Source organism: Klebsiella sp. CD33 (assembly GCF_051992865.1).
In the GTDB taxonomy this organism is placed as follows: domain Bacteria; phylum Pseudomonadota; class Gammaproteobacteria; order Enterobacterales; family Enterobacteriaceae; genus Klebsiella; species Klebsiella pneumoniae.
Genome location: NZ_CP197023.1, coordinates 2,553,917 through 2,575,134 on the forward strand (window position 1 = coordinate 2,553,917; position 21,218 = coordinate 2,575,134).

A 21,218-nucleotide genomic window follows, 5' to 3' on the forward strand; every position below is an offset into this window, starting at 1 on the left:
TGGCTGGTAGGCCAGGGCGGAACACTCACCTAACGGAGCCGTTTATGAACTATACGCATCTTGGCCGCACCGGCCTGAAAGTCAGCCGCCTTTGTCTCGGAACCATGAATTTTGGTGACGTCACCGACGAGAAGACCAGCGCCCGCATTCTGGATGAGGCGCTTGAGGCGGGTATCAATTTCATTGATACAGCAGACGTGTATGGCACTGAACAATCTCCCGATATCCAGCAAGGCTCGGGGCTGTCCGAGGAAATTATTGGTCGCTGGCTTCAGCAGGGTGGCCGCCGTGAACGCATCGTTCTGGCGACAAAAGTCTATCAGCCTATGGGACCGGGCCCGAACGATCGCCGGCTTTCTGCTTACCATATTCGCAAAGCCTGCGAGGACAGTTTGCGACGGCTTAAGACCGACCATATTGACGTCTATCAGATGCATCACATCGATCGTCATACGCCGTGGGAAGAGATCTGGCAGGCCATGGAACTGCTTGTTCAGCAGGGAAAGGTTCTTTATATCGGTAGCAGCAATTTCGCGGGCTGGGACATTGCGACTGCGCAGTCAGTTGCCACGGCCCGTCATTTCCTGGGCCTGGTCGCCGAGCAAAGTCTTTATAATCTGACAGCCCGCACCATTGAGCTGGAGGTCATTCCCGCATGCCGCCATTTTGGCCTGGGGTTGATCCCCTGGAGCCCGCTTGCCGGAGGGCTGCTTGGCGGCGTACTGAAAAAGATGGCAAGCGGGCGCCGTGCCAGGCCCGCGTTTGCCCGTCTAATCGAACAGTATCGTCCGCAGCTGGAAGCCTATGAAGGATTATGTGAGGACCTCGGCGAAACCCCCTCCGATGTGGCCCTGGCGTGGCTCCTGCAGAATCCTGTCGTTACCGCTCCACTGATTGGGCCTCGTACGGTCGAACAACTCCAGCAGGCGCTTCACGCAACGACAGTCACGCTATCAGACGACACCATGAGCTGTCTCGACGAAATCTGGCCCGGCCCCGGGGGAGAAGCGCCCCAGGCTTATGCCTGGTAATGACCAATTAATGAATCCTTTCTTCGTTATAGGGAGTTCCAGTTTATGAGCAAGATGATGCATGACCAGCCTTCTGCTGCCGTACCCGCTTCCCGGGACCGGCGCAATTTTCTGATCGCCGGCGCCGGTCTGGCGTTGGCCGCAACCACCCTTGGCAGGAGCGGCGCCGTGATGGCGAAACCGGCTGGTCAGGACACGCCGAACGCCCCTTCGGATGCTGCTCCCGTCCGGAAGGAAACCTTAACCACGCGTAAACTCGGCTCGCTGGAGGTGTCCAGCATGGGACTCGGGTGCCTGCCGATGGTGGGTTATTACGGCGGAGGTCCGCGCGATCGTAAAGCCATGGTTTCGCTTATCCGGGCAGCCTTCGAACAAGGTATCACGTTCTTTGATACTGCCGAGGTCTACGGCCCCCATCTCAGTGAAGAATTTGTCGGGGAAGCACTGGCCCCTGTTCGCGATCGTGTGGTGATTGCCACCAAGTTCGGCTTCGGCGTGGAGGAGGGGAAGCCCACTTCCCTTAACAGCCATCCTGACCATATCCGCCGCGCCGTAGAAGGCTCGCTAAAGCGTCTGAAAACGGACCACATCGATCTTCTCTATCAGCATCGCCCCGATCCGAATGTGCCGATCGAGGATGTGGCGGAAACCGTGAAGGCGTTGATCCAGGAGGGTAAAGTGAAACACTGGGGACTGTCGGAAGCGAGTGCCAGGACAATTCGCCGCGCACATGCGGTACTCCCTGTGACTGCGGTGCAGAGTGAGTATGCCATGTGGTGGCGGGAACCGGAGACGCGGATATTTCCAACGCTCGAAGAGCTGGGTATCGGTTTCGTACCTTACTGCCCGACTGCCCGCAGCTTCCTCGCCGGAGCAGTCAATCCAAGCCAGCGGTTCGACAGCACCGATCGGCGGCATAACCTGCCACGCTTCCAGCCCGATGCCCTGGCCAAAAACATGGTGCTGCTTGAATTTGCGCAGTCGTGGGCCCGTCGCAAAAACACCACTCCGGTTCAGTTCGCGCTGGCCTGGGTGATGGCGCAGCGGCCCTGGATTGTCCCTATCCCGGGTACGACGCAATATCCGCACCTGATAGAAAACAGCGGTGCACCGCAAGTCCGGTTGACGGACAGCGAGCTACGCGAAATCGATGCGGCGCTTGCCAAAATCCCATTGCAGGGCGGTCGCGCCGATCCGTTTACCGAAAGTCAGTTTGATAAAAGTTAATACCTGCTGTCACAGGGAGACTGCAGGTGAAGTCTCCCTCTGTATTATTGCCGGGGATAAACCACATGAATGGACTAAATCATAACGCGCTTACATGCAGTGCCGTCCCCATACCGCCCTGGGAGCGTTCTCTTCAGACCGTGGAGGCCCAGCCGTACTTCAACGTTTCACAGGCGTCGCTCGTGCTCGAAGGGATCGTGTTCGATCGGAACAATAACCTACTGTTTGTTGATGTGGCGACGGGGCGCGTGTTTAAGCTAACCCCGGAGCGGCAGCTTTCCATTGTCCTTAAGGAGAATTCATTCGGTGCTTCCGGCCTGGCGGTACACAAAGATGGACGGATCTTTATCGCCTCGGTGGGCGATATGCAGCGAGGTTCTGTCCGGGCTATCGAACCCGACGGCACCCGTGAGCAGATGATTGTTGCCCCTGATACTGGATTTCTTGTCAACGATCTGGTCTTTGATAATCAGGGCGGATTTTATTTCACTGACAGCCGGGGAAATTCAGCCGATCCACAGGGTGGGGTGTTCTACGTTAGTCCCAATGTCGGGTCAATTCATGCCATCCTGCCTGGACTCGCGGTCGGGAACGGCATAGCGATTGACCCCGCCGGCTCTCAGATATGGGCCACAGAACACGCTAAAAACAGGCTTCATCGCGTAAGACTGTCAGACGCCACCACGGTCGCCCCGTTTGGTTCAGTTGTTACCTATCAGTTCACCGGGCCGGCGCCAGACGGGGCCCGTGTCGACAGCGAAGGCAATGTATATGTGGCCATCTCAGGCCAGGGCCGCGTCATGGTCTTCAACCGCAACGGACTGCCTATTGGGCAAATTGTGCTGCCTGACCGCGACAAAGGCCGTAACCTTAAATCGACAAGCCTGGCGATCCGCCCCGGGCATCGCGAGTTGTTTATTGTCGCCAACAGCGGGACCGAACCTGGTGGAGCGATGATTTTTCGATCGGGCGCATTCGCGCCGGCACCGTTTCCCTTTTCACATCAGTGACCGGGAATGAGTGGTCTGGGAGACCCGGCAACGCCGGGCCAGGGCAGGGTGTTAATAGTTCTGGATCGCTGAAGGTGGCGTGAGGGAAGGCGGCGTATCCGGAAGCGGGGGAATGATCCCGTCAACGGGGTGTGGCAGATAGCGAGCTTCCAGTTCCGTGATTTCGGCATCGCTAAGTGAAAAGTCCAGCGCGCTGATAGCCGTGGAAAGATGTTCTGGTTTCGTTGCGCCAATGATCGGTGCTGTGATGACGGATTTTGATAACAGCCAGGCAATTGCAACATGAGCTCTTGGCACCGCGTGCTTTTCGGCAATGCTGGCAACAACATCAATAACGGGCTTATCCAGAAGGGCTGCGTTCTCATACATTTTTAACGCAAAGGCATCGTTTTGCGTTCGTCGGGACGTGACACTCCAGTCGCGCGTGAGCCTGCCGCGTGCCATCGGACTCCAGGGGATCACCCCAACGCCCTGGTCTTCACACAGGGGCAGCATCTCGCGCTCTTCTTCCCGGTAAAGCAGGTTGTATTGCGGTTGCATCGTGATAAATCGGGTCCAACCGTTACGCTCAGCGGTATGCTGCATTTTTGCAAAGCGCCAGGCTTCCATAGAAGATGCGCCGATATAACGCGCTTTTCCTGCTTTAACGACGTCATGCAGAGCCTCCATGGTCTCTTCAACAGGCGTGGAGTAGTCAAAGCGATGAATCTGAAAGAGATCCACATAATCCATGCCTAAGCGCATCAGGCTATCGTCAATAGACTGAAAAATGGCCTTGCGGGAAAGAAACCCGGTATTGGGTGAGTTGCGCCACGGAAAGAAGGTCTTTGTCGCTACAACGATCTCGTCGCGTCTGGCCATCTCTCTCAGCGCTTTTCCTGTAATTTCTTCTGAACTACCGCCCGAGTAGATATTCGCGGTATCAAAAAAATTAATGCCGGCTTCAAGCGCCTGACGAATGAGCGGTCGTGACGCCTTTTCATCCAGGGACCAGGGTTGAGGCAAACGTTCAGGTTCGCCATAACTCATACAACCGAGACAAAGACGGGAGACTTTCAACCCGCTACGACCCAGATTCACATACTTCATTCGGTGTTCCTTCTTTTATTGCCAGCAATTATGTATGTGACAGGGTATTGCACTGGTATGAAGGGAACCAGCATGCGCCATTGAATGGTGTTATGAGTTTTTTTTCACAAGTAGACAACATTCTCATACGCCAGCCTAGGCCCAAAGTCGGTATAGCGTTCGCGGATAATATTGAGTGCGTACCGGGCAAGACCATCAGGCAGCTGGTTATTGCTGGGTTATCCACGACGGCGGTTAGGCATACTCCGTGGGCCTGATTGATTGTAACGCGGGAGAAGGCGTCGGCACTGGCGATCGGGAATACCCAGGCGCTGCGCGGCCATCTGAGTGGTCAGACGCCGGTCGACAACGTCATGAATGATTTAGAGTCGGTTAACTTCATCCAAAGTAAAAATGCCGGTGCATGATCCGTCATCAGAATCCTTTGATTGGGAAACTATCTTTGAAAGCAGTGATCGCTGTGGTAAGACTGTAGCGCGGACATGTCTATTTGGTCAGAGACGGACATCTCAAGTTAGCTACTACAACATGAGTGCGTATAATGTGATCAGGGATTATGGTAAAAATTGCCCTGCGAACATAAAACCCGCAGGGCAATCTTTATCATAATCCCCATTATGCGCAACACCATTATCCTGAGAATATTTTTCCTCGGTCAATTTTTTTTGAGGACAGATCGTGGTAGAAAAAATATATAGCGCGAATTGCCAACCCTGAAAAAACACTTTTACATTATTATCAATTTAGCAAAAAGTGCTTTTCTTCCCACTACAGCACATCATTTTTTATTTTTTATCCTCAATTCTGTGGTCATTTATTCACTATTTCCCCACTACAGCACATTAGTTCCCCGCTACAGCACATCAAAATCCCGCCTTATTCATGGTAATTGACTCTGCCGCCAAAGTGGATATATATAACTTATTGAATCAAATCGATTTTAAATTTTTTGTATTTGTCAACATATTGGCTTGTTTTTTATTTATTGAATTGGTTGTTACTTTTTGATCTACTTCGATTATTGATTTCTGGAGAGCATTCAGATGTACGCATATGACGCCGACGACCCCCGTATGAGTAATACGGGGGTAGTACCAGACGATGACTTTGCCGCATTTTCTGCCGAACTGGTAATTGAGGGTTTTGATAATTCCGGATTTCATCTGCGCATCGGGGATTCATATTATTGTGCAAAAAATTCAGATGATCTGATCGCTGTTTGTATCGATTTTTTTGGTGGTGGTAATAATGACTATTATCGTTGACACACTCTCGTTTACATTTCAAATGTCCGCGCTCAGGGATTTGGCTGACTATTATTATCCTCGGGCCGTTGGATTCGGCCCGTGGCCGGTTCTGCCAGAATCTGGTGATAAGCATCAGTTTCAGGATCTGTGTTGCGCTGCTCTGGAGGACCGTGCTCGGTTTCTGTTCAGTGATTTTTTCGGGATGTCGTTATCGCCTGCTGCTGGTAGGGGGCGGCTAGGGTATTACGATCACTGTCGTATCACCGACCTGTCCGGGGTTGTCGAATTCGGCTATCTGGCGTTTGGTGGCAATCGGGACACGGTCCACTGTTATCTGAATGGGCACGCATGCAAAGAATTTTTTGAGAGAAAACAACCAGTTGAATTGCATCATTTTTTGACTGAGATTCTGGGTGTCTCTCGACTGAACCGGCTCGATCTAGCCTACGACGATTATTCTGGTGTAACCGGTTTTGACTCGGTTATCGCCGCATATGACCGCGATGCGTTTTATTGCGGAAAGGGCCCGAGACCCAAGATCACCACTATTCAAACCCGTTCTGGTAAAAACGATTTAGGATCAACGATTTATGTCGGATCTCGTCAGTCTCAGGTTTATTGGCGATCCTACGACAAAAACGCTGAGCAGGGGATAGTTAACCCCGTAACGCCGTGGTGGCGACACGAGGCAGAGCTGAAAAAAGTTTCCGTTGATTTATTGTTGGATATTTCAGCGGCTTATGCCGGTTGCAACGATTTTGCTCGCACACTGGCTAATTCTGAGCCGGTTCGTGTCCGCACAAAAATTGAGAAAACTGCGTCAACTCTGGATTCTCAGATTCGTTGGGGTCGGCGGCTAATCGGGAGAACTTTGAGGAGTTTGATAGATATGTTTGATGCGCCCACGGCTCTGGCGCTACTAACTGCCGGGGAACGTGGTCGCCTGCACCTGACGCCGGGGGAAATTTCGACCTATCGAGCAGCTTTGCAAATTTGATTAACTACATGAGGTGATGCAGATGACAATTTTAATTCGTGGAAAATTTCTTGGTGCTCGCAATCGCGAATATACTAATTCGCAGGGCAATTATTCGTTCTATGAAATTGGGGTTGAAAATTTCCGCCCTGATGGCTGGGGCGGTTCGCAGTCGGTTCAGACAGTCATTCAGGTACCAAAAAAGCTCGTTGATTCTGGGATTCTAAATCGGGTTGCCTCATTACAGGGAAAAAACGTGGAGATCCCGATCTGGGCTGATGCCTATGTCGGAAAAAACGGCGCGGCGATAAAATATTTTTTGGAGAGCGATCAAATCGTAGAAATTAAATAGGGCGGGTGGCAAATGCTGAATTTTATTTTGTTCGGAATCGCTATTTTTTTGTTTAGTCGAGAGGGGCAAAAAAATATTTCTCTGTTTTTGCGCGCTTTGTGGGCGAATCGCCCATGAAAATAGTTTTCGAGGATTCAGATTTTTATTCGCTAGAGGTTATAGAGATAGCAAAACAATTTTTGCTCTATTTCGACCGTTGTGACAACTGTGATTGTGAGGGTTGCCCTGAATGTAATTTTTTGGGCGTTGTTCAGGTTAGAAATGCCGATGGCACGGAGTTTGGTTGAGTGAGAATCAATAATATTATTGCGTTGAATGCGCTGATGTGCCTAGCAATTACACTTTATATGAGTTATAGGGCTCCTATTGAATTTTCTGATCTGCCGTTATTTTTGCTATTAATGTTCTGTGCAGCTCTAATTACTGGGGTGAATTTATTCCTGTCTGGTTATAACCCACTCACTCTAAATCGCAGAGCTAAAAAATGATTGATTACTCTGAATTTCTACCATTTTATTTTTTTGCGCTGTCCACCGTTCTGGGTTTGTGGCTGGCGGCGCATTCAATCGGCGTGATTCTGCGCCTCGCGCGATTCGGCTAAAAAACCGAATTATATTTTTAATATCTATGGAGTTATACAAATGAGAAAACTTTTTTCACTGTCCGTTCTGTCTACCGCCATTCTGGCCCCGGCCGCCAGTTTTGCCGCCGAGGGGGATCTCGATCTCTCCAGTCTGACGGATTCATTCTCTGTCGCGCCAGTGATTACGGGGGTGTTGGCGATTGCAGGGGTTCTTCTAACTCTGTATGCCGCCATGCGCGGTGCCAAAATCGTTGTGGCGCTGGTTCGTGGCGGCTAAAAATAAAAAATATTTCAGGAGGGGTATTCCCCTCCTTGTTATTGAGGTGATTATGAGCTGGGAAATGATTTTTTTCATCTGGGGTCTGGTCTCGGCGTGGGCGATAATCGTTGGACTGAGAGGATTATGAAAAAAATTGTTTTGGGTTTGGGTTTGGGTATTTTTTTTATAATTCTGCCAACAATTAGTTATGCATTTTTACCATTGCTAATCGCAGGTGCCGATTATGCCGGTGCTGCCGCTCTGCGTACTGCGATTTCTCGGGGCGCGGCCCAACTCGCTGTTAGTGCTGCTGAGAGGCAAGTTTTGGAGAATGCAACAAAAACCGCATTAAATCAGTCAGTTAAGAGGTTGGTTGCAATGTCGCCAAACCCTACAAAATTTCAGCTCGCCACTGGTGCAATAACGTGGGCGGGTCTGGGTTCTGCTCTGCTCGATCTGGGCGATGAAATTTTTGGTGTTGACCAGAGTGCGGGTGTTTCCTCCGGGGGTTCTGCTGATAACGGTCGAAAATTTTATGTTGGTGCCGGTTCAGGCGGAACAAAACCCTATTTTTCAGGCGATTACCCAGAAAGTCTGATTTATTCAGCGTATCGTTATCAGTCCTCCAACGGTCTTCTGCCCTGTAACAGTGCCAGTGGCTGCACGTATTCAGCCGGTTTTTCTGTTCTGAGTTCCAGCACTGGTTCGAGCGGCTCCACGACTTATCAGATTCAATATCAGAATTCTTATTCGACCAGTTCGGGTTCTACAGTCACGGTAGACCGAACGGCGAGCTACACAGTGCTACCTAACGCTAGTTACGATTCGTCTATCACGCCGCAATCAGCTGATATCACGGCTGAACAGGAGGAGACGGCCAAAAATACCCCTCTGAATCCTCAACGGCTGGCCGATGTGGCCAATGCGCTGTTGCTGGATGCCGCCAGCCAGTCAGATTACGCCGGGATTCCGGTGTCCAGTTCCAATCCGCTCGTAACAGCGCAGGATTTCACTGATGCACTGACTGCTGTAGGGCGAACAGAGCCCACTAACGCCGAGTGGACTACGCCATGGGAGGATCTGGAAACAACTAGCGATACTGACACTGGTACAGATACAGGGGGAGGGACTGATTCGGGGTCAGGCAGTGAGACTGCTACTGAACCAACGCTCGATAGTCCTCCTGACGGAAAAACTATTTTGTCGCCTCTGCTAAATATATTCCCAGCCGATTGGGGTAATTTTTCGGTTGGTTCACGTGATGCAGTCTGTCCTGTCGGTGAGTTCGAAATATGGGATAAAAATTTCGTTATCGATTCTCATTGTGGGTTGATTGAACAGAATCGCGAACTGATAAAAATAATTTTTCTGATTGTCTGGGCCTTTTCGGCATTTCGTCGGGTAATGTCCGCATGATAGGGGTTGATTGATATGCTGGCTGCAATCTATGCCGCGCTCGGCTTCCTGCTCCGTTCCGTGGTTATAAAATTTGTTTTTTTGTTCGGGCTTTTTTATATCGTTCAGGAATTCACACCTGTTTTGATCGATTTAATTGATGTTAGCCCGTTACCTGTGGCTGAATTGTTCGCGCAATTACCTGATTCTGTCTGGTTTTGGCTGAATTTGTTCCAGGTTCCTGCGGGCATTTCGATGATGGTGGCTGCAATTATTACCAGATTCATAATTCGTCGAATTCCGGTTATTGGATAGCGGGGCGGTTATGGCGATTTCTGCATATGTTGGCGTTCCGGGGAGTGGTAAAAGTTTTGAGGTTGTCCGCAGTGTAATAATTCCCGCTGTTGCTCAGGGGCGTAGGGTTGTATCTAATATCTATGGCCTGAATGCTGAAAAAATTTATAGTTATGTTCGTGATAATTATAAAAATGCTGAGATTGGCGAGGTTTTGCTTGTTACAAATGAGCAGGTTCAGGACGAAAATTTTTTCCCCTATAAAAATTCAGATTCAGACGGGGTGAAAACCTATTGCCAGCCGGGGGATTTGATTTGTGTCGATGAGGCATGGCGTATCTGGGCCTCGGACTCTAAAATGCCTAAAAACCATAGATCATTTTTGGCAGAACATCGTCATTTTGTTCATCCTGAAACTGGTGTGACCTGTGATTTGGTTGTTGCGAATCAGTCAATTACTAATCTGCCTCGATTTATTCGAGACAGAATAGAAATAACATTCAAAATGACTAAATTGAAAATGCTGGGCCTTAACTCCAGTTATCGCGTTGAAATTTATTCAGGTGCAAAACTGATTAAATCTGAGTTAACCAGCAAACGTAATTACAATTTTGATAAAAAAATATTTCCACTTTATCAGTCCTATGATGGTAACGGTCAGGAAAAAACAGTTGATAAGCGGCAGAGTATTTTTTCTTCCGGCCTTCTCTGGTTAGGCATTATTTTTTTTATGGTTGTTGGTCTCTCGGGAGTTTGGTTTTTATGGGGGTTTTTTCATGGTGATGGGTTGGGGAAAAATGTTAATGACAAAACGGATTCAGCAGCGTTGACAGTTAATGGTGCTGTTCAGGCTAGAACTAATTCGAATTCTGTTCAGGTATCTGTGTCGCGGCCAGCGGTTTCCAGACAGTGGCGTGTTATCGGTGTTATCAGGGATAAGGCGGGGCGTTTTGTCGTTCTTTCTGGTGCGGATGGACGTCAGCGGGTCGAACCAGCGGCGGGGTTTGTTATCAACGGTGCTGTAATTAGTGGTGTTTTAGATGGCGAGATTGTTACGACATGGTCAGGTTCAGGGGTGCAAAAATGAAAAAAACTGTTTTTCTTTCGTCAATGTTGCTGTTTCCCTTTTTTGTGGATGCTGCGGGATCAGGGGTGGATTTCGAACTCAAATCGACACCAGTACCTGATGCTCTGAGCGTTTTTTATACTCAAATTCTGAAAAAGCCTTATCGTTTGTCTCCCGATGTTGTGGCAATGACTAACAAAAATGTTTCTTTTCACCTGATGCCGGAGCAGGACGCTAGAAAATTTTTTATTGATTACATGGCTGATATCGGCGTTCGATCTAAAACAAAAAATGGTGTCGATTTCTACTATGTGCCCTCTCAATCAGCAGAAAAAACAGTTTTGCCGAAATTCAGTTATACCTATAAACCGCTGTATCGGTCTGTCGATTATCTGGCATCACAGATGCAATCATTAGCCAGTGACGGTGGTCAGTTCTCTGGAGGTGGTGAGAAAACGGCTGCTGACATGTTGGTTTTTTACGGTACAAAATCTGAGATTAGACGTGTTTCTGAGGCGCTGCCATTGGTAGATATTCCGGCTGATGAGGTTCTGGTTTCCGGTTATGTTTATGAGGTCCAGAGTACGTCGAAAACGGGTTCAGGTCTGCAACTGGCTGTTAATTTATTGAATTCAAAACTGAATTTACAGATTGGTGGCAGTTCAGCGAGAGGGTATGACAATTTTCTGAAAGTCAGCACAGGATCACTCAGTGCGCTGGTTGAGCTGTTTAACACAGATTCGCGGTTTACCACCGTTTCGGCCCCCACATTGCGGGCGCGTTCAGGTTCTCAGGCTGAATTTTCGGTTGGCAGTTCAACTCCTACGCTGGGAACTGTTAGTTATCAGGGGCAATCGGCAGTTCAGTCTGTGAACTATAAAGACTCTGGGATTATTTTTAAAATTTTGCCGGAGGTTCGTTTTAGTGTGATTGACCTGAATCTGTCTCAGGAATTATCCAATTTCACCACTACTGATAATGGCGTTAATGAGAGTCCGACGCTGATTAAACGGGCAATTTCTACTGATATCTCATTGAAAGATGGGGATATTATTCTGATTGGTGGTCTCGCTGATAACAAAAATACTGATACTAAAACGGGATTTTCGTTGTTTCCTTTTCTCACTAGCAAGGGGAACGATTCAACAAAAACTGATATCGTTATTGTTTTACAGGTACGAAAAATCCGGTGACGCGCTCACCGCAGCGCGGGCGAGGAGGGCGCGTCACCGGATTTTGAGAACCGTATAATAATTCACGGCTCTGTTCATTGCTTGTGTGTCTCAACCAGAACATTATAGATAAAACGCCGGTCAGTGCCAGAATTCATTCTGGTGCTGTCCGGGGTTGGCCGAGCGTAGCGCTGGCAAAACATTTTTGAGGGTACTATGCTATGCAGCAGTTTTCAAAAGTTGAGGTTTTTTCTCTGTCCGCCAAATTCTGCGATCGTTGCGGGCGTCGGGCTGAACTGGCAGCCTCTGAATTTCAGGAGTTTCTGTCTGTAGACCGCGTTGCAGGTTATGGATCGGTTTTTGGTGACGGAGAGTGTCTGAGGCTGGATTTGTGTCAGCATTGCACAAAAACACTTTTGGGAGCGTGGATTCAATCAGGCAAAATTGCCTGATTGGGTGAACGACCCTGAGTTAGACGGGCTCAGGAAAACGAATTCATTTTTCGGTAGTTTGCCGCAATCAGGTTATGAGCCGTCGCGCCACCGCAAAAATTCCTCGTCCTATGCCGTCGCAGTTCGTAACCGCTCAGCATAATCGTTCACGAATCCATTATAGAGTCCATCGGGTGAGCAGAAAAAGTGTTTTTCTGCGTCGATCACCATTGGTGCGCATAATGTATATTATGTTAAATCGCCGATTGAGGGAATCTACGCCACATATCGCATCCACTCCTCTGTATCGCTTTTCTTCACGTGACTCGGTAAAACGCGCCTTACATCCCCGTCCATCTGGGCGGGGTTTTACGGCCCACCTGATATTTGATACCGCCTGAACTCCGCGCTAGAGAAGATTCTCTTCATCCAGAGAAATCACCTGAATGCCGGCATTACGATACGCCTGAACATCATCAGGCAGACGATCCACCACCACCGTGTCAATTCGATCTGCGGCGGTAAATTGGGCAAGCGAGGTGTTATTCAGCTTGCTGTAGTCGCAGACAATAATCACCTGACTGGCGTGTTCCACCATGCCTCGTTTCGTTTCTGCCAGCATGATATCGGCCACGCAGGCGCCGTGTTTCAGCGACAGCGAATTGGTGCCCATAAATGCTTTATCGACGTTTAGCGTGTCGAGAATGGAACGTCCGTTGATCGCCACCACGCAGTGGTATCCCTTCTTAACGATCCCCCCGAGCAGAATCGTTTGAATCGAGGGACTGGCCTCAAGCTCCCGGGCGATTTGGTAATCATTGGTAACCACCGTGACGTTCTGTCTGTCACGAATATTGCGCGCGATATGTAGCGTCGTGGTACCGGTATCCAGCACGATTATATCGCCATCCTCAACCAGCGCCGCCGCGCGCTGGCCGATCCGTTCTTTCGCGCTGAGATTGACAATTTCGCGGGCGTCCGATGCTTGTTCGAAGCTCGCTCGGGTACGAAGAACGGCTCCGCCATGCGTTCGGGTCAGCAACCCCTCCTCTTCCAGCTGGCGGAGATCGGCACGAATGGTAGCGCCAGATACATTAAAGACGTCACACATCTCAGAAACAGCAACTTTGCGTTTTTCCCTGAGAATACCGAGTAACTTCTCCTGTCTTTCTTCTGCAAACATTCTGCCTCTCTCTTTTTTACAGCTCGTTACGCGCGTCGCGGCGCTGGCTTACCTTTGCGTATCAGTCGGGTCCTACGCTGAGCGCATCCAGCCTGTCGTATAAGGCAGCGGATTGCCGGTACAGCGTATCAAAAAGCTCGCAGCAGGCGTGGTAATAATCCCGCAGACGGGGATCCGGTGAGATCAGTTTGTCGAACTGCACCGTTTGCCGCACGCCGCTGGCAAAATCGGCGTACAACCCTACGCCAACCCCGGCGATAATACCGCATCCGGTGACGCCATTCTCCTGATTACGCGTAGATAATATCGGCAGATTGTACGCTGCGGCTTTGATTTCAAGCCACAGCGAGCTGCGCGCGCCGCCGCCGGAAGCGATCATTTGTTGGGGATACTGCCCGCACTTCTGCAGCTGCCGAAGATTGCGCCAGGATGCAAAGGCCACCCCTTCCAGAACTGCGCGGAATAAATGACCGCGGCGATGCTTGCGCTGCAGGCCAAAAAACTGTGCCCGCGAGTTCGTGTGTTCGGCCAGACGTTCTCCCGTCAGATAGGGAAGAAACAGCAGCCCTTCTGCCCCCGCCGGCACCGCCGCCGCTTCCTGTAAAAGCTGTGGATGCGTAATATGGTTATCGGCAAGTGCCAGCCGCGCCCAGCGAACGGCATCGCCGCCGGCGTCGAGGATCGTAAATCCGCCCCAGGCCGCGTTGGCAAGATGAAGATTATTAACCAGCGGATGGTGTAACGGCCGCGGCGACACCACCGTCATCAGCGTCGACGTGCCGGTTGAATCAGACGCCATCCCCGGTTCATACACACCCGAGCCCAGCAGAGAGGCCGCCATATCCGACGTCCCGGCAACCACCGGGATACCCGCCGGCAGGCCCGTCAGGTCGGCTGCGCGCTGCGTCACCTGACCGATTATGTCGCTGGAAAGTTTAAGCTCCGGGAGCTGATCGACCCGCAGACCAAACGTTTCGCAGGCTTGCGAAGACCAGCTACGGGTTTCGCTGTCCATCAGGAAATAGCACGACGCTTCGCTATAATCGGTCGCCATGGCACCGGTCAGCATGAAATTAATATAGTCCTTCGGCATTAATACTTTGGCGAGCTGCGACCAGCGATCCGGATGATTTTCGCGCCACCAGGCTAACTTGAAAGCGGGCCATGCTGCCGCAGGCGGATTATTCAAATGCGCCAGCCACTTTTCCCAACCTTCGCGCGCGTTAAAGGCGTCAACTTGCGGCTGGCTGCGCTTATCATTCCACAGCAACGCCCTATCCTCCACCAGCTCGCCACGGTCGTCCAGAAGGACGGTGCCATGCATCTGTCCGCAAGCACCAATAACCGCAATTTGCGCTGCCGTTTCAGGATAGCGGTAAAGCACCTCGCGTATACAGTCGCAGGCGGCCTGCCACCATAAAGACGGGGCCTGTTCTGACCAACCTGCACGCGGCGTGGTTTGCTCATACTCTCTTTGCGCAAAGCCGATCATCGCGCCGTCAATGCGCACAATAGCGGCGCGGGTACTGCCAGTGCCAACATCAATCGTGAGTATTTTATCTTTCATCACTAACTCCGGTGACGTCTTAAGGCGGGCCACCAGGCCCGCGGTCTCTCAGTTTAATCGGCGTTCAGCTCGGGAAAACGTTCCGGGTGCTGCTCCAGTTCAGCCAGCACCTTGGTTACCGCGCCATGGCTCATGCCAAAGCGGCGCACGCCAAGCTGGTACAGCGCACGCACCGTGGCCAGATCGCGAATGCCCCCGGCGCCTTTGATATCGATTCGGCCTTTAAGCTGGTCGGCGATGATCCTGACTTTTTCCACGGTGGCGCCGGTGGGCGCCCAGCCGGTAGAGGTTTTGACCCACTTCATCCCCACCTCTACGGCAATTTCGCACACGCGACGAATCTGCTCCTCATTAAGATAGTGCGTTTCAAGGATCACTTTGGCCGGTACCGGGGCGGCGGCTTCCACCACGCGGCGCAAATCTTCGCGCACATAGTCATAATCGCCGGAGAGCACTTTGCCGATATTCACGACCATATCCACTTCCCGAGCGCCGTCGGCAATCAGCTGCCGCACTTCCTGAACCTTGGTATCGGTGGTATGCCCACCGCCGGGAAAGCCGACCGGACCGCCAATCATCACCTTACGCACCCTGCGCAACCGCAATATTTCGCTGACGGCGGGCAATACCCTGCTGACGCAAATCGTCTATATGGGCATTAACGTTGTACTGCCCCCGTATCTTTATCACGTCTCCGGCCTGTCGCTGGCGGCGTCCGCCGGGCTGAGTATTATCTTCACGCTTACCGGTACCCTGGGTCAGGTAATCTGGCCCTGGCTGTCGGATAGCTTTGGCCGTAAACGAACCCTGATCGTCTGCGGTCTGTGGATGAGTATCGGCATTGCGCTGTTCTATTTCGCCACCAATATGCCGCGCCTTATCGCCATTCAGCTATTTTTTGGCCTGGTGGCCAACGCCGTGTGGCCTATCTACTACGCCATGGCGTCGGACTCCGCCGAAGAACGCGCCACCTCTACCGCTAACGGAATTATCACCACGGCGATGTTTATCGGCGGCGGCATTTCGCCATTGCTTATGGGCTGGCTCATTCAGTTTGGCGGCGGCTGGGAAAATCCAGCGGGTTATATCTACGCCTTCTTTACCATGGCGGGATGTGCGCTGCTGGGGATGTTATTACAGCTCATGACCACCGATAAAACGCCGCGCAAAGCGCATTAACGCAGGAGAACGTATGAAGATTGTTATCGCGCTGGATTCGTTTAAAGGTAGCTGTAGCGCGCAGGCCGCTTGCGCAGCGGTAGCCCAGGGATTGCGCCGGGTTGACCAGACGCTGGAGCTGGTCGAAATGCACGTGTCCGACGGCGGAGAGGGACTGCTGTCGACTCTGGCGGATAGTCCGTTGCTTAAGGGGGCGGTGTGGCAACAGCAGCGCTGTACCTCGCCTTACGGTCTCTCCGTGCAGGCGGATTTCCTGATCCTGCCCGGCGAGCGGGCCATTATCGAGATGGCGCAAAGCTGTGGGCTCGAACTCACGCCGCCAGCGCAGCGGGATGTGCGTCAGGCCAGCAGCTACGGGCTGGGCGAACAGGTAAAGGCGGCGCTGGACGCCGGGTGTCGGCACTTGATTATCGGCCTGGGCGGCAGCGCGACCAACGATGGCGGCATCGGTTTTGCCCAGGCGCTCGGCGCACGATTCTGGCGTAAGGACGGCACCCTGCTGCCGGCTCCCGCGGCAGGTCAGGACCTGGCGCATATTCAGCGCATCGATTTGAGCGGTCTGGACCCGCGTCTACAGCAAAGCGAAATACAGGCCTCCTGCGATGTCACTAACCCTCTGCTTGGCGAGCATGGCGCCACCTGGGTGTATGGCGCGCAGAAAGGCGCGGACGAGGCGGCGCTCTGCGAACTGGAGGCGGGAATGGCGCATTATAGCCAGCTGCTTACGCAAATCCTCGGATTCGACGTCAGCGGACGGCCCGGCGCCGGGGCCGCGGGCGGTATGGGGGTTGCGCTTATCGCCTATACCGGCGCCACGCTGCGTCCGGGCATTGACCTGGTGCTGGAGCTGCTTAACGCCGACGACCATCTTCGCGATGCCGCGCTGACGATCGTGGGTGAAGGCTGGCTCGATCGGCAGAGCGCCTTTGGTAAGGCCCCGGTGGGCGTGGCAGGCAAAGCCGCACGCCATGGCGTGCCGGTTGTGGCCCTTTGCGGCGGGCGTGATGAGAGCAGCCGGCAATTATATCAACACCATATTGACGCAATGTGGTCTATTTGCCAGCGCCCTATGGCGCTGGCAGAGTCGATGAACACATGCGAACCGCTCCTCGCCGACGCCGCGGAGAATGTTCTACGAACCTTTCTGAGCGGGTGGCGCGGAGAGGCACATAAGCGGATAACTGTATGATTATTACAACAGCGCTGGCTAATGAAATTGTCGCCCGGGCAATGGCGATAATTCATCATAACGTGAATGTGATTGACCATCATGGACAGATCATTGCCTCAGGTGAGCGGCATCGTATCGGCGAACAGCATGAAGTCGCCCGGGAGGTAATACGCACCGGGAAACGCATTTGTATTAACAACGCCGCGGAAGCCGCGCATTTTCACAACGTGCATCCTGGTATTAATCATCCCATTATCTATGACGATCGCGTGGTGATGGTGGTAGGCATCAGCGGCGATCCCGCGGCGATAAGCCGCTATGCTGAACTGGCGGTGCTCACCGCCGAACTGCTGGTCCGCCAGGCCATAGAGATGCGGGAAACCAACTGGCGGCAACGTCTGCGTGACACCTTGTTTTGTCAGTATCTTGAACAAGGGGCTACACCCGCCGGGCAAGAAGCGCTTCATCGCCTGTTGGAACTTGGTTTCGATTTTGATACACCGCGGGTTCCGATCGTAGTGACCGTGCAGGTCGAACAGCATCAGTTAAGCGACATACTGAGTACGCTGTTGCGGGAATTCTCGCAGCTCTCCGCCGTAAGTGATGTTATTTTGCTGGGCAGCCATGAAATATTGATCCTCAACGCGCTAAGCGAAGCCCAGGAAACCCTGCTGCGGGGCATTGAGTTTGTACTGAGTAATCAGATAAGCCATTACCATATCGGGATTGGCGTGCAGGCGGACAGCGCCCCGGACATTCGCGAGGCCATTCGGTTCGCCCGCTCGGTGATCGAAGTGGGTAGCAAAGTGCAGCCGCAGCGGCAGATCTACTACTTTCGCGAAATGGCAATGCTCTGCCTGTTCAGGGTGCTGGAAGACAGCTATATGGTCAATTTTTTTATCAATAACGTACGCCAGCTGCTTGAGCATGATTCCGGCGAAGTGCTGCTGGATACCCTGAGCAGCTTTATTGCCAATAATGCCGAACCGGGCAAAACGTCGCTGCTGTTGGGGATTCATCGTAATACGCTCACCTATCGGCTGCAGCAAATTAAAAAGCATATACAGCTCGATCCGATGGTCTTCACCGACCTGACGCAGCTGGCGGTGTCGGTACACTGTTATCGCCGGCTGAATCCGCGCCAGAGCGAATGGATTGATAGCTTAAGCTAACGTACGGTAGATTCGAATTGATGCCCCATCCGCCAGGATAAGTGGCCACCATGGCCACTTCTTTCCTGGCGTGGGTAGGAAACTACGCTTTTGACGACGGCGACAGCCACTGATATACCGCAGACAAATCCTCTCCGGCATATCCCGCGTCCGTCGCCTGCTGCCACAGTTCGGCGATGTTTTCCAGCCCCGGCATCGTGTGCGGCTCGGCCAGGGAAAGCGCCAGCCGGGCATCTTTCAGGGCATGCGCCAGCTGCATCTGCGGGGTAAACTGCTCGCTGGCGATGGCGTCCAGTTTCACTTTGACATAGGGCGCCGCCAGCGGGCCGCCTTCCAGGGCGCTCCACAGCTGGTCGGGGGTGAAGCCCAGCGTCTTCGCCAGCTGGGCGCTCTCCGCGATGCCCTGCATCATCGAAATCAGCCAGGCATTGAGGACCAGCTTCATTTTCTGGCTGTTGCCCGCCTCGCCAAACCACTGCGTCCCGCGGGAGATAGCCGCAAACACCGGTTCGGCAGCGGCGCCCTTTTCCCTATCGCCGCTGGCGAGCACCAGGATCTGTGCCTTCTCCGCGGGGGCTTTGGTCCCCGACACCGGGGCATCGATATAGGTCATCGCTGGCTGAAGTTCCCGCAACAACGCGATGGCCTGCCGGGTCTCCGGCAGGCCAATGGTGCCCATCTGGCAATAGATCGCCTGCGGCTGACAGGCGGGCGCGATTTGCGCCAGTACCTCGAGGGTGGCCTCGCCGTCGGCGAGCATACTGATGATCACCTCGGCATCGGCCACCGCCTGCTGCGGCGTGGCGTGCAGAGATAACCCATGCGCCTGTAAATCTTCGCCGCGGGCTGGCGAACGGTTCCAGCCGGCAACGGTAAAGCCGTTTTTCAGCAGGTTACTGGCAAAAGCGTGTCCCATGGCGCCGAGTCCCAGCACCGCGACCTTTGGTAATGTACTCATCTTGTCTGTCCTGATTCGCGTCTTAATAAAAGCGGACCTCTACTATCGCATCTCTGGCACGGATGTCAGTAGCAATAACGGGCATGAAAAGTGACACTGTCACTAATGTTCTCAAGGCTGACGAAGCCATTCCAGTAAGCGGCGCATCGCTGGCGACAGGCTGGCGTCATCCTGATAGCACAGGCACAAACGGCGCTGCGCCCAGCGGTCCTGTAACCCGATGACGGCAAACGAATAGCGCTGCCGGTAACGCTCGGCAATAACGCGCGGCAGGATCGCCCCGCCGGCGCCGTGCGCCACCATCTCGCAAAGCCCTGCAAAATGGCTCATCCTGACCCGAACGTTTAGCGCCTGGCCGAGTTCAGCTGCGTGCTGTTCGATATGCTGCTGTAGCGCACTGGTCTGATAGAGGGCGACCAACGGCTCGTTGAGCACCGCCGCAAACGCCACTTCCTCTTTTTCGGCCAGAGGGTGAGCTGGCGGCACGATCAGCACCAGCGGGTCGTCAGCGACGGGATCGAGGCGCAGCGGCCCGGGGTCGACCGCATCGGACACCACTCCGGCCTGCGCCACGCCCGCCAGGATACAGCTGACGATATCCGCGCTGGTGCGTTCTTCGGTTTCGATCTGCACCGCCGGGTGCGCTGCCATCCAGGCGGCGAGCTTCCCCGGCAGAAAGGCCGACATCGCCGAGGTGTTGGCGAACAGGCGCAGCGTCCCCCGCTGACCGCAGGCGAAGGCGTGCATCGCCTGGCGCAGACGCTGCTGCTGCGCAAGAAGCGGGCGGGCATGGCGCGCCAGTACCTCCCCGGCCTCTGTCATCGTCACCCCGCGGGCATGACGGTGCAACAGCGGCACGCCGATCTCGGCCTCCATCTTGCGCAGCCTCTCACTGGCGGACGCCAGGGCCAGATGGGCATTCGCCGCTCCGCCGGTGATACTGCCGGTATCCACGATGGCGATAAATAGCCGCAGATCGGCCAGATCCAGTCGCATCAGGCCCTCCTTTCCCTTCGGTTTTTCCGTAGTCTATGGCCAACATACCGCATTGTGGCCCTCACGACCAGCTGTTTCAATGCCCCTTTCTACCCTGAAAAGTGAGCCATAATGTTCGATTTACACACGATCTCTTTCCTGTTGATCTTTATTGCCGCCGGGCTGGTCAAAGGGGTGACCGGCATGGGATTGCCCACCGTGGCGATGGGCCTGCTTGGCCTGCTGATGCCGCCGCAGGCCGCAGCGGCGCTGCTGGTGCTTCCCTCGCTGCTCACCAATCTCTGGCAGTTACTGGCAGGCCCGGCGCTGGCGCAGATTGTACGCCGTCTCTGGCTTATGATGACCGGGATTATTATTGGCACGTTGGCCGGGTCCTCACTGCTGATCGGCCTCAATCCTCGGTGGTCGGCGCTGGCGCTTGGCGCCGCATTGATAGTCTATGCCGGGTATGCGCTCTGCAGTCCGGTGTTTCAGGTTTCCGGCCGCGTGGAGAAGTGGCTGTCGCCGCTCATGGGCGGGCTGACCGGCGTTATCACCGGGGCGACCGGGGTATTTGTTATTCCGGCCGTTCCCTGGCTACAGGCGCTGGGCTTTCGTCGCGACGAGCTGGTGCAGGCCCTGGGGTTGTCGTTCACCCTTTCCACTCTGGCGTTGGCGGCTGGCCTCGCCCTGCACGATGGCTGGCATGATGATGCATGGCTATTGTCGGCGCTGGCGCTGTTGCCGGCGCTGCTCGGCATGTGGCTGGGACAGCGGATCCGCTCGCGTCTCAGCCCGCAGCGCTTTCGTCAGGGCTTTCTGTTGTTCCTGCTGGCGCTGGGGATAGAGCTGATCGCCCGGGGATGGCTGGTCTGAATCCT

General features: G+C 53.4%; 22 protein-coding genes and 2 pseudogenes. 17 read left to right on the forward strand and 7 right to left on the reverse strand.

Features of this window, described 5'->3' with window-relative positions:
* Positions 1-44 precede the first annotated feature (44 nt).
* From ACR809_RS12715 to ACR809_RS12725, 3 genes are all read left to right on the forward strand, one after another.
* The gene (locus tag ACR809_RS12715; protein WP_009307857.1) at positions 45-1,031 is read left to right on the forward strand and encodes an aldo/keto reductase; all 987 of its coding nucleotides are present in this window, start codon (positions 45-47) and stop codon (positions 1,029-1,031) included.
* Between the two features lie 45 nt (positions 1,032-1,076).
* Positions 1,077-2,258, forward strand: coding sequence for an aldo/keto reductase (locus ACR809_RS12720; RefSeq protein WP_004891956.1), 1,182 nt, complete (start codon positions 1,077-1,079; stop codon positions 2,256-2,258).
* Between the two features lie 65 nt (positions 2,259-2,323).
* Positions 2,324-3,268 (forward strand): SMP-30/gluconolactonase/LRE family protein, encoded by a 945-nt coding sequence (locus ACR809_RS12725; protein ID WP_064155908.1) that lies wholly within the window; start codon positions 2,324-2,326, stop codon positions 3,266-3,268.
* 51 nt (positions 3,269-3,319) lie between these two features.
* Here the strand turns inward: ACR809_RS12725 and ACR809_RS12730 are convergent, their stop codons facing one another.
* Both ACR809_RS12730 and ACR809_RS12735 read right to left on the reverse strand, forming a co-directional pair.
* A complete protein-coding gene (locus ACR809_RS12730) occupies positions 3,320-4,357 on the reverse strand; it encodes an aldo/keto reductase (RefSeq protein ID WP_004176170.1) in 1,038 nt (345 codons plus the stop codon).
* Positions 4,358-4,575: 218 nt separating this feature from the next.
* Positions 4,576-4,680 carry a helix-turn-helix domain-containing protein gene (locus ACR809_RS12735; RefSeq protein WP_223386949.1) on the reverse strand — a complete coding sequence of 35 codons (105 nt, stop codon included), beginning with the start codon at positions 4,678-4,680 and terminating at the stop codon, positions 4,576-4,578.
* Here ACR809_RS12735 and ACR809_RS12740 point away from each other — a divergent pair.
* The 10 genes from ACR809_RS12740 to ACR809_RS12785 all read left to right on the forward strand — a co-directional run bounded on the left by ACR809_RS12740 (position 4,645) and on the right by ACR809_RS12785 (position 12,153).
* Positions 4,645-4,764, forward strand: coding sequence for a hypothetical protein (locus ACR809_RS12740; RefSeq protein WP_223168828.1), 120 nt, complete (start codon positions 4,645-4,647; stop codon positions 4,762-4,764). The two genes, ACR809_RS12735 and ACR809_RS12740, sit on opposite strands and share 36 nt — an antisense overlap.
* Before the next feature lie 636 nt (positions 4,765-5,400).
* Positions 5,401-5,622, forward strand: coding sequence for a hypothetical protein (locus ACR809_RS12745; RefSeq protein WP_096809387.1), 222 nt, complete (start codon positions 5,401-5,403; stop codon positions 5,620-5,622).
* Positions 5,606-6,601 carry a replication initiation factor domain-containing protein gene (locus tag ACR809_RS12750; protein WP_087759414.1) on the forward strand — a complete coding sequence of 332 codons (996 nt, stop codon included), beginning with the start codon at positions 5,606-5,608 and terminating at the stop codon, positions 6,599-6,601. Before ACR809_RS12745 ends, ACR809_RS12750 begins: the two co-directional genes overlap by 17 nt.
* Before the next feature lie 22 nt (positions 6,602-6,623).
* Positions 6,624-6,932, forward strand: a complete 309-nt coding sequence (locus ACR809_RS12755) for a DNA-binding protein (RefSeq protein WP_087759419.1) — start codon at positions 6,624-6,626, stop codon at positions 6,930-6,932.
* A 641-nt stretch (positions 6,933-7,573) separates the two neighbouring features.
* A complete protein-coding gene (locus ACR809_RS12760) occupies positions 7,574-7,792 on the forward strand; it encodes a hypothetical protein (RefSeq protein WP_048334838.1) in 219 nt (72 codons plus the stop codon).
* Positions 7,793-7,918: 126 nt separating this feature from the next.
* Complete coding sequence (locus tag ACR809_RS12765; RefSeq protein WP_122051309.1) at positions 7,919-9,190, forward strand: hypothetical protein; 1,272 nt, start codon at positions 7,919-7,921, stop codon at positions 9,188-9,190.
* Between the two features lie 15 nt (positions 9,191-9,205).
* Positions 9,206-9,484, forward strand: a complete 279-nt coding sequence (locus ACR809_RS12770; protein WP_048335018.1) for a DUF2523 family protein — start codon at positions 9,206-9,208, stop codon at positions 9,482-9,484.
* A gap of 10 nt (positions 9,485-9,494) precedes the next feature.
* Positions 9,495-10,550, forward strand: a complete 1,056-nt coding sequence (locus ACR809_RS12775; protein ID WP_122051310.1) for a zonular occludens toxin family protein — start codon at positions 9,495-9,497, stop codon at positions 10,548-10,550.
* A complete protein-coding gene (locus ACR809_RS12780; RefSeq protein WP_162992541.1) occupies positions 10,547-11,722 on the forward strand; it encodes a type II secretion system protein GspD in 1,176 nt (391 codons plus the stop codon). Before ACR809_RS12775 ends, ACR809_RS12780 begins: the two co-directional genes overlap by 4 nt.
* A 200-nt stretch (positions 11,723-11,922) precedes the next feature.
* The gene (locus tag ACR809_RS12785; protein WP_122051312.1) at positions 11,923-12,153 is read left to right on the forward strand and encodes a hypothetical protein; all 231 of its coding nucleotides are present in this window, start codon (positions 11,923-11,925) and stop codon (positions 12,151-12,153) included.
* A 388-nt stretch (positions 12,154-12,541) separates the two neighbouring features.
* Here ACR809_RS12785 and ACR809_RS12790 read toward each other — a convergent pair whose 3' ends face one another.
* The 3 genes and pseudogenes from ACR809_RS12790 to deoC form a co-directional block, all read right to left on the reverse strand.
* Positions 12,542-13,315 carry a DeoR/GlpR family DNA-binding transcription regulator gene (locus ACR809_RS12790; RefSeq protein WP_004143402.1) on the reverse strand — a complete coding sequence of 258 codons (774 nt, stop codon included), beginning with the start codon at positions 13,313-13,315 and terminating at the stop codon, positions 12,542-12,544.
* Positions 13,316-13,376: 61 nt separating this feature from the next.
* Positions 13,377-14,882 (reverse strand): xylulokinase, encoded by a 1,506-nt coding sequence (locus ACR809_RS12795; protein WP_042937454.1) that lies wholly within the window; start codon positions 14,880-14,882, stop codon positions 13,377-13,379.
* Between the two features lie 53 nt (positions 14,883-14,935).
* Positions 14,936-15,466 (reverse strand): annotated as a pseudogene (gene deoC / locus ACR809_RS12800) (deoxyribose-phosphate aldolase); the annotation flags it as partial.
* Between deoC and ACR809_RS12805 the strand changes: the two are divergent.
* The 3 genes and pseudogenes from ACR809_RS12805 to ACR809_RS12815 all read left to right on the forward strand — a co-directional run.
* Positions 15,465-16,061 (forward strand): annotated as a pseudogene (locus ACR809_RS12805) (MFS transporter); the annotation flags it as partial. The pseudogenes deoC and ACR809_RS12805 overlap by 2 nt on opposite strands.
* A 13-nt stretch (positions 16,062-16,074) precedes the next feature.
* Positions 16,075-17,250, forward strand: a complete 1,176-nt coding sequence (locus tag ACR809_RS12810) for a glycerate kinase (RefSeq protein ID WP_122051313.1) — start codon at positions 16,075-16,077, stop codon at positions 17,248-17,250.
* On the forward strand, positions 17,247-18,404 hold the full coding sequence (locus ACR809_RS12815; RefSeq protein ID WP_122051314.1) for a CdaR family transcriptional regulator: 1,158 nt from the start codon (positions 17,247-17,249) through the stop codon (positions 18,402-18,404). Before ACR809_RS12810 ends, ACR809_RS12815 begins: the two co-directional genes overlap by 4 nt.
* Positions 18,405-18,486: 82 nt before the next feature.
* Here ACR809_RS12815 and ACR809_RS12820 read toward each other — a convergent pair whose 3' ends face one another.
* Complete coding sequence (locus tag ACR809_RS12820; RefSeq protein WP_440310710.1) at positions 18,487-19,362, reverse strand: NAD(P)-dependent oxidoreductase; 876 nt, start codon at positions 19,360-19,362, stop codon at positions 18,487-18,489.
* A gap of 111 nt (positions 19,363-19,473) precedes the next feature.
* Positions 19,474-20,358 carry a LysR family transcriptional regulator gene (locus ACR809_RS12825; RefSeq protein ID WP_004179829.1) on the reverse strand — a complete coding sequence of 295 codons (885 nt, stop codon included), beginning with the start codon at positions 20,356-20,358 and terminating at the stop codon, positions 19,474-19,476.
* Between the two features lie 111 nt (positions 20,359-20,469).
* Here ACR809_RS12825 and ACR809_RS12830 point away from each other — a divergent pair, with 111 nt between their 5' ends.
* The gene (locus ACR809_RS12830) at positions 20,470-21,213 is read left to right on the forward strand and encodes a sulfite exporter TauE/SafE family protein (RefSeq protein ID WP_002904827.1); all 744 of its coding nucleotides are present in this window, start codon (positions 20,470-20,472) and stop codon (positions 21,211-21,213) included.
* Positions 21,214-21,218 lie beyond the last annotated feature (5 nt).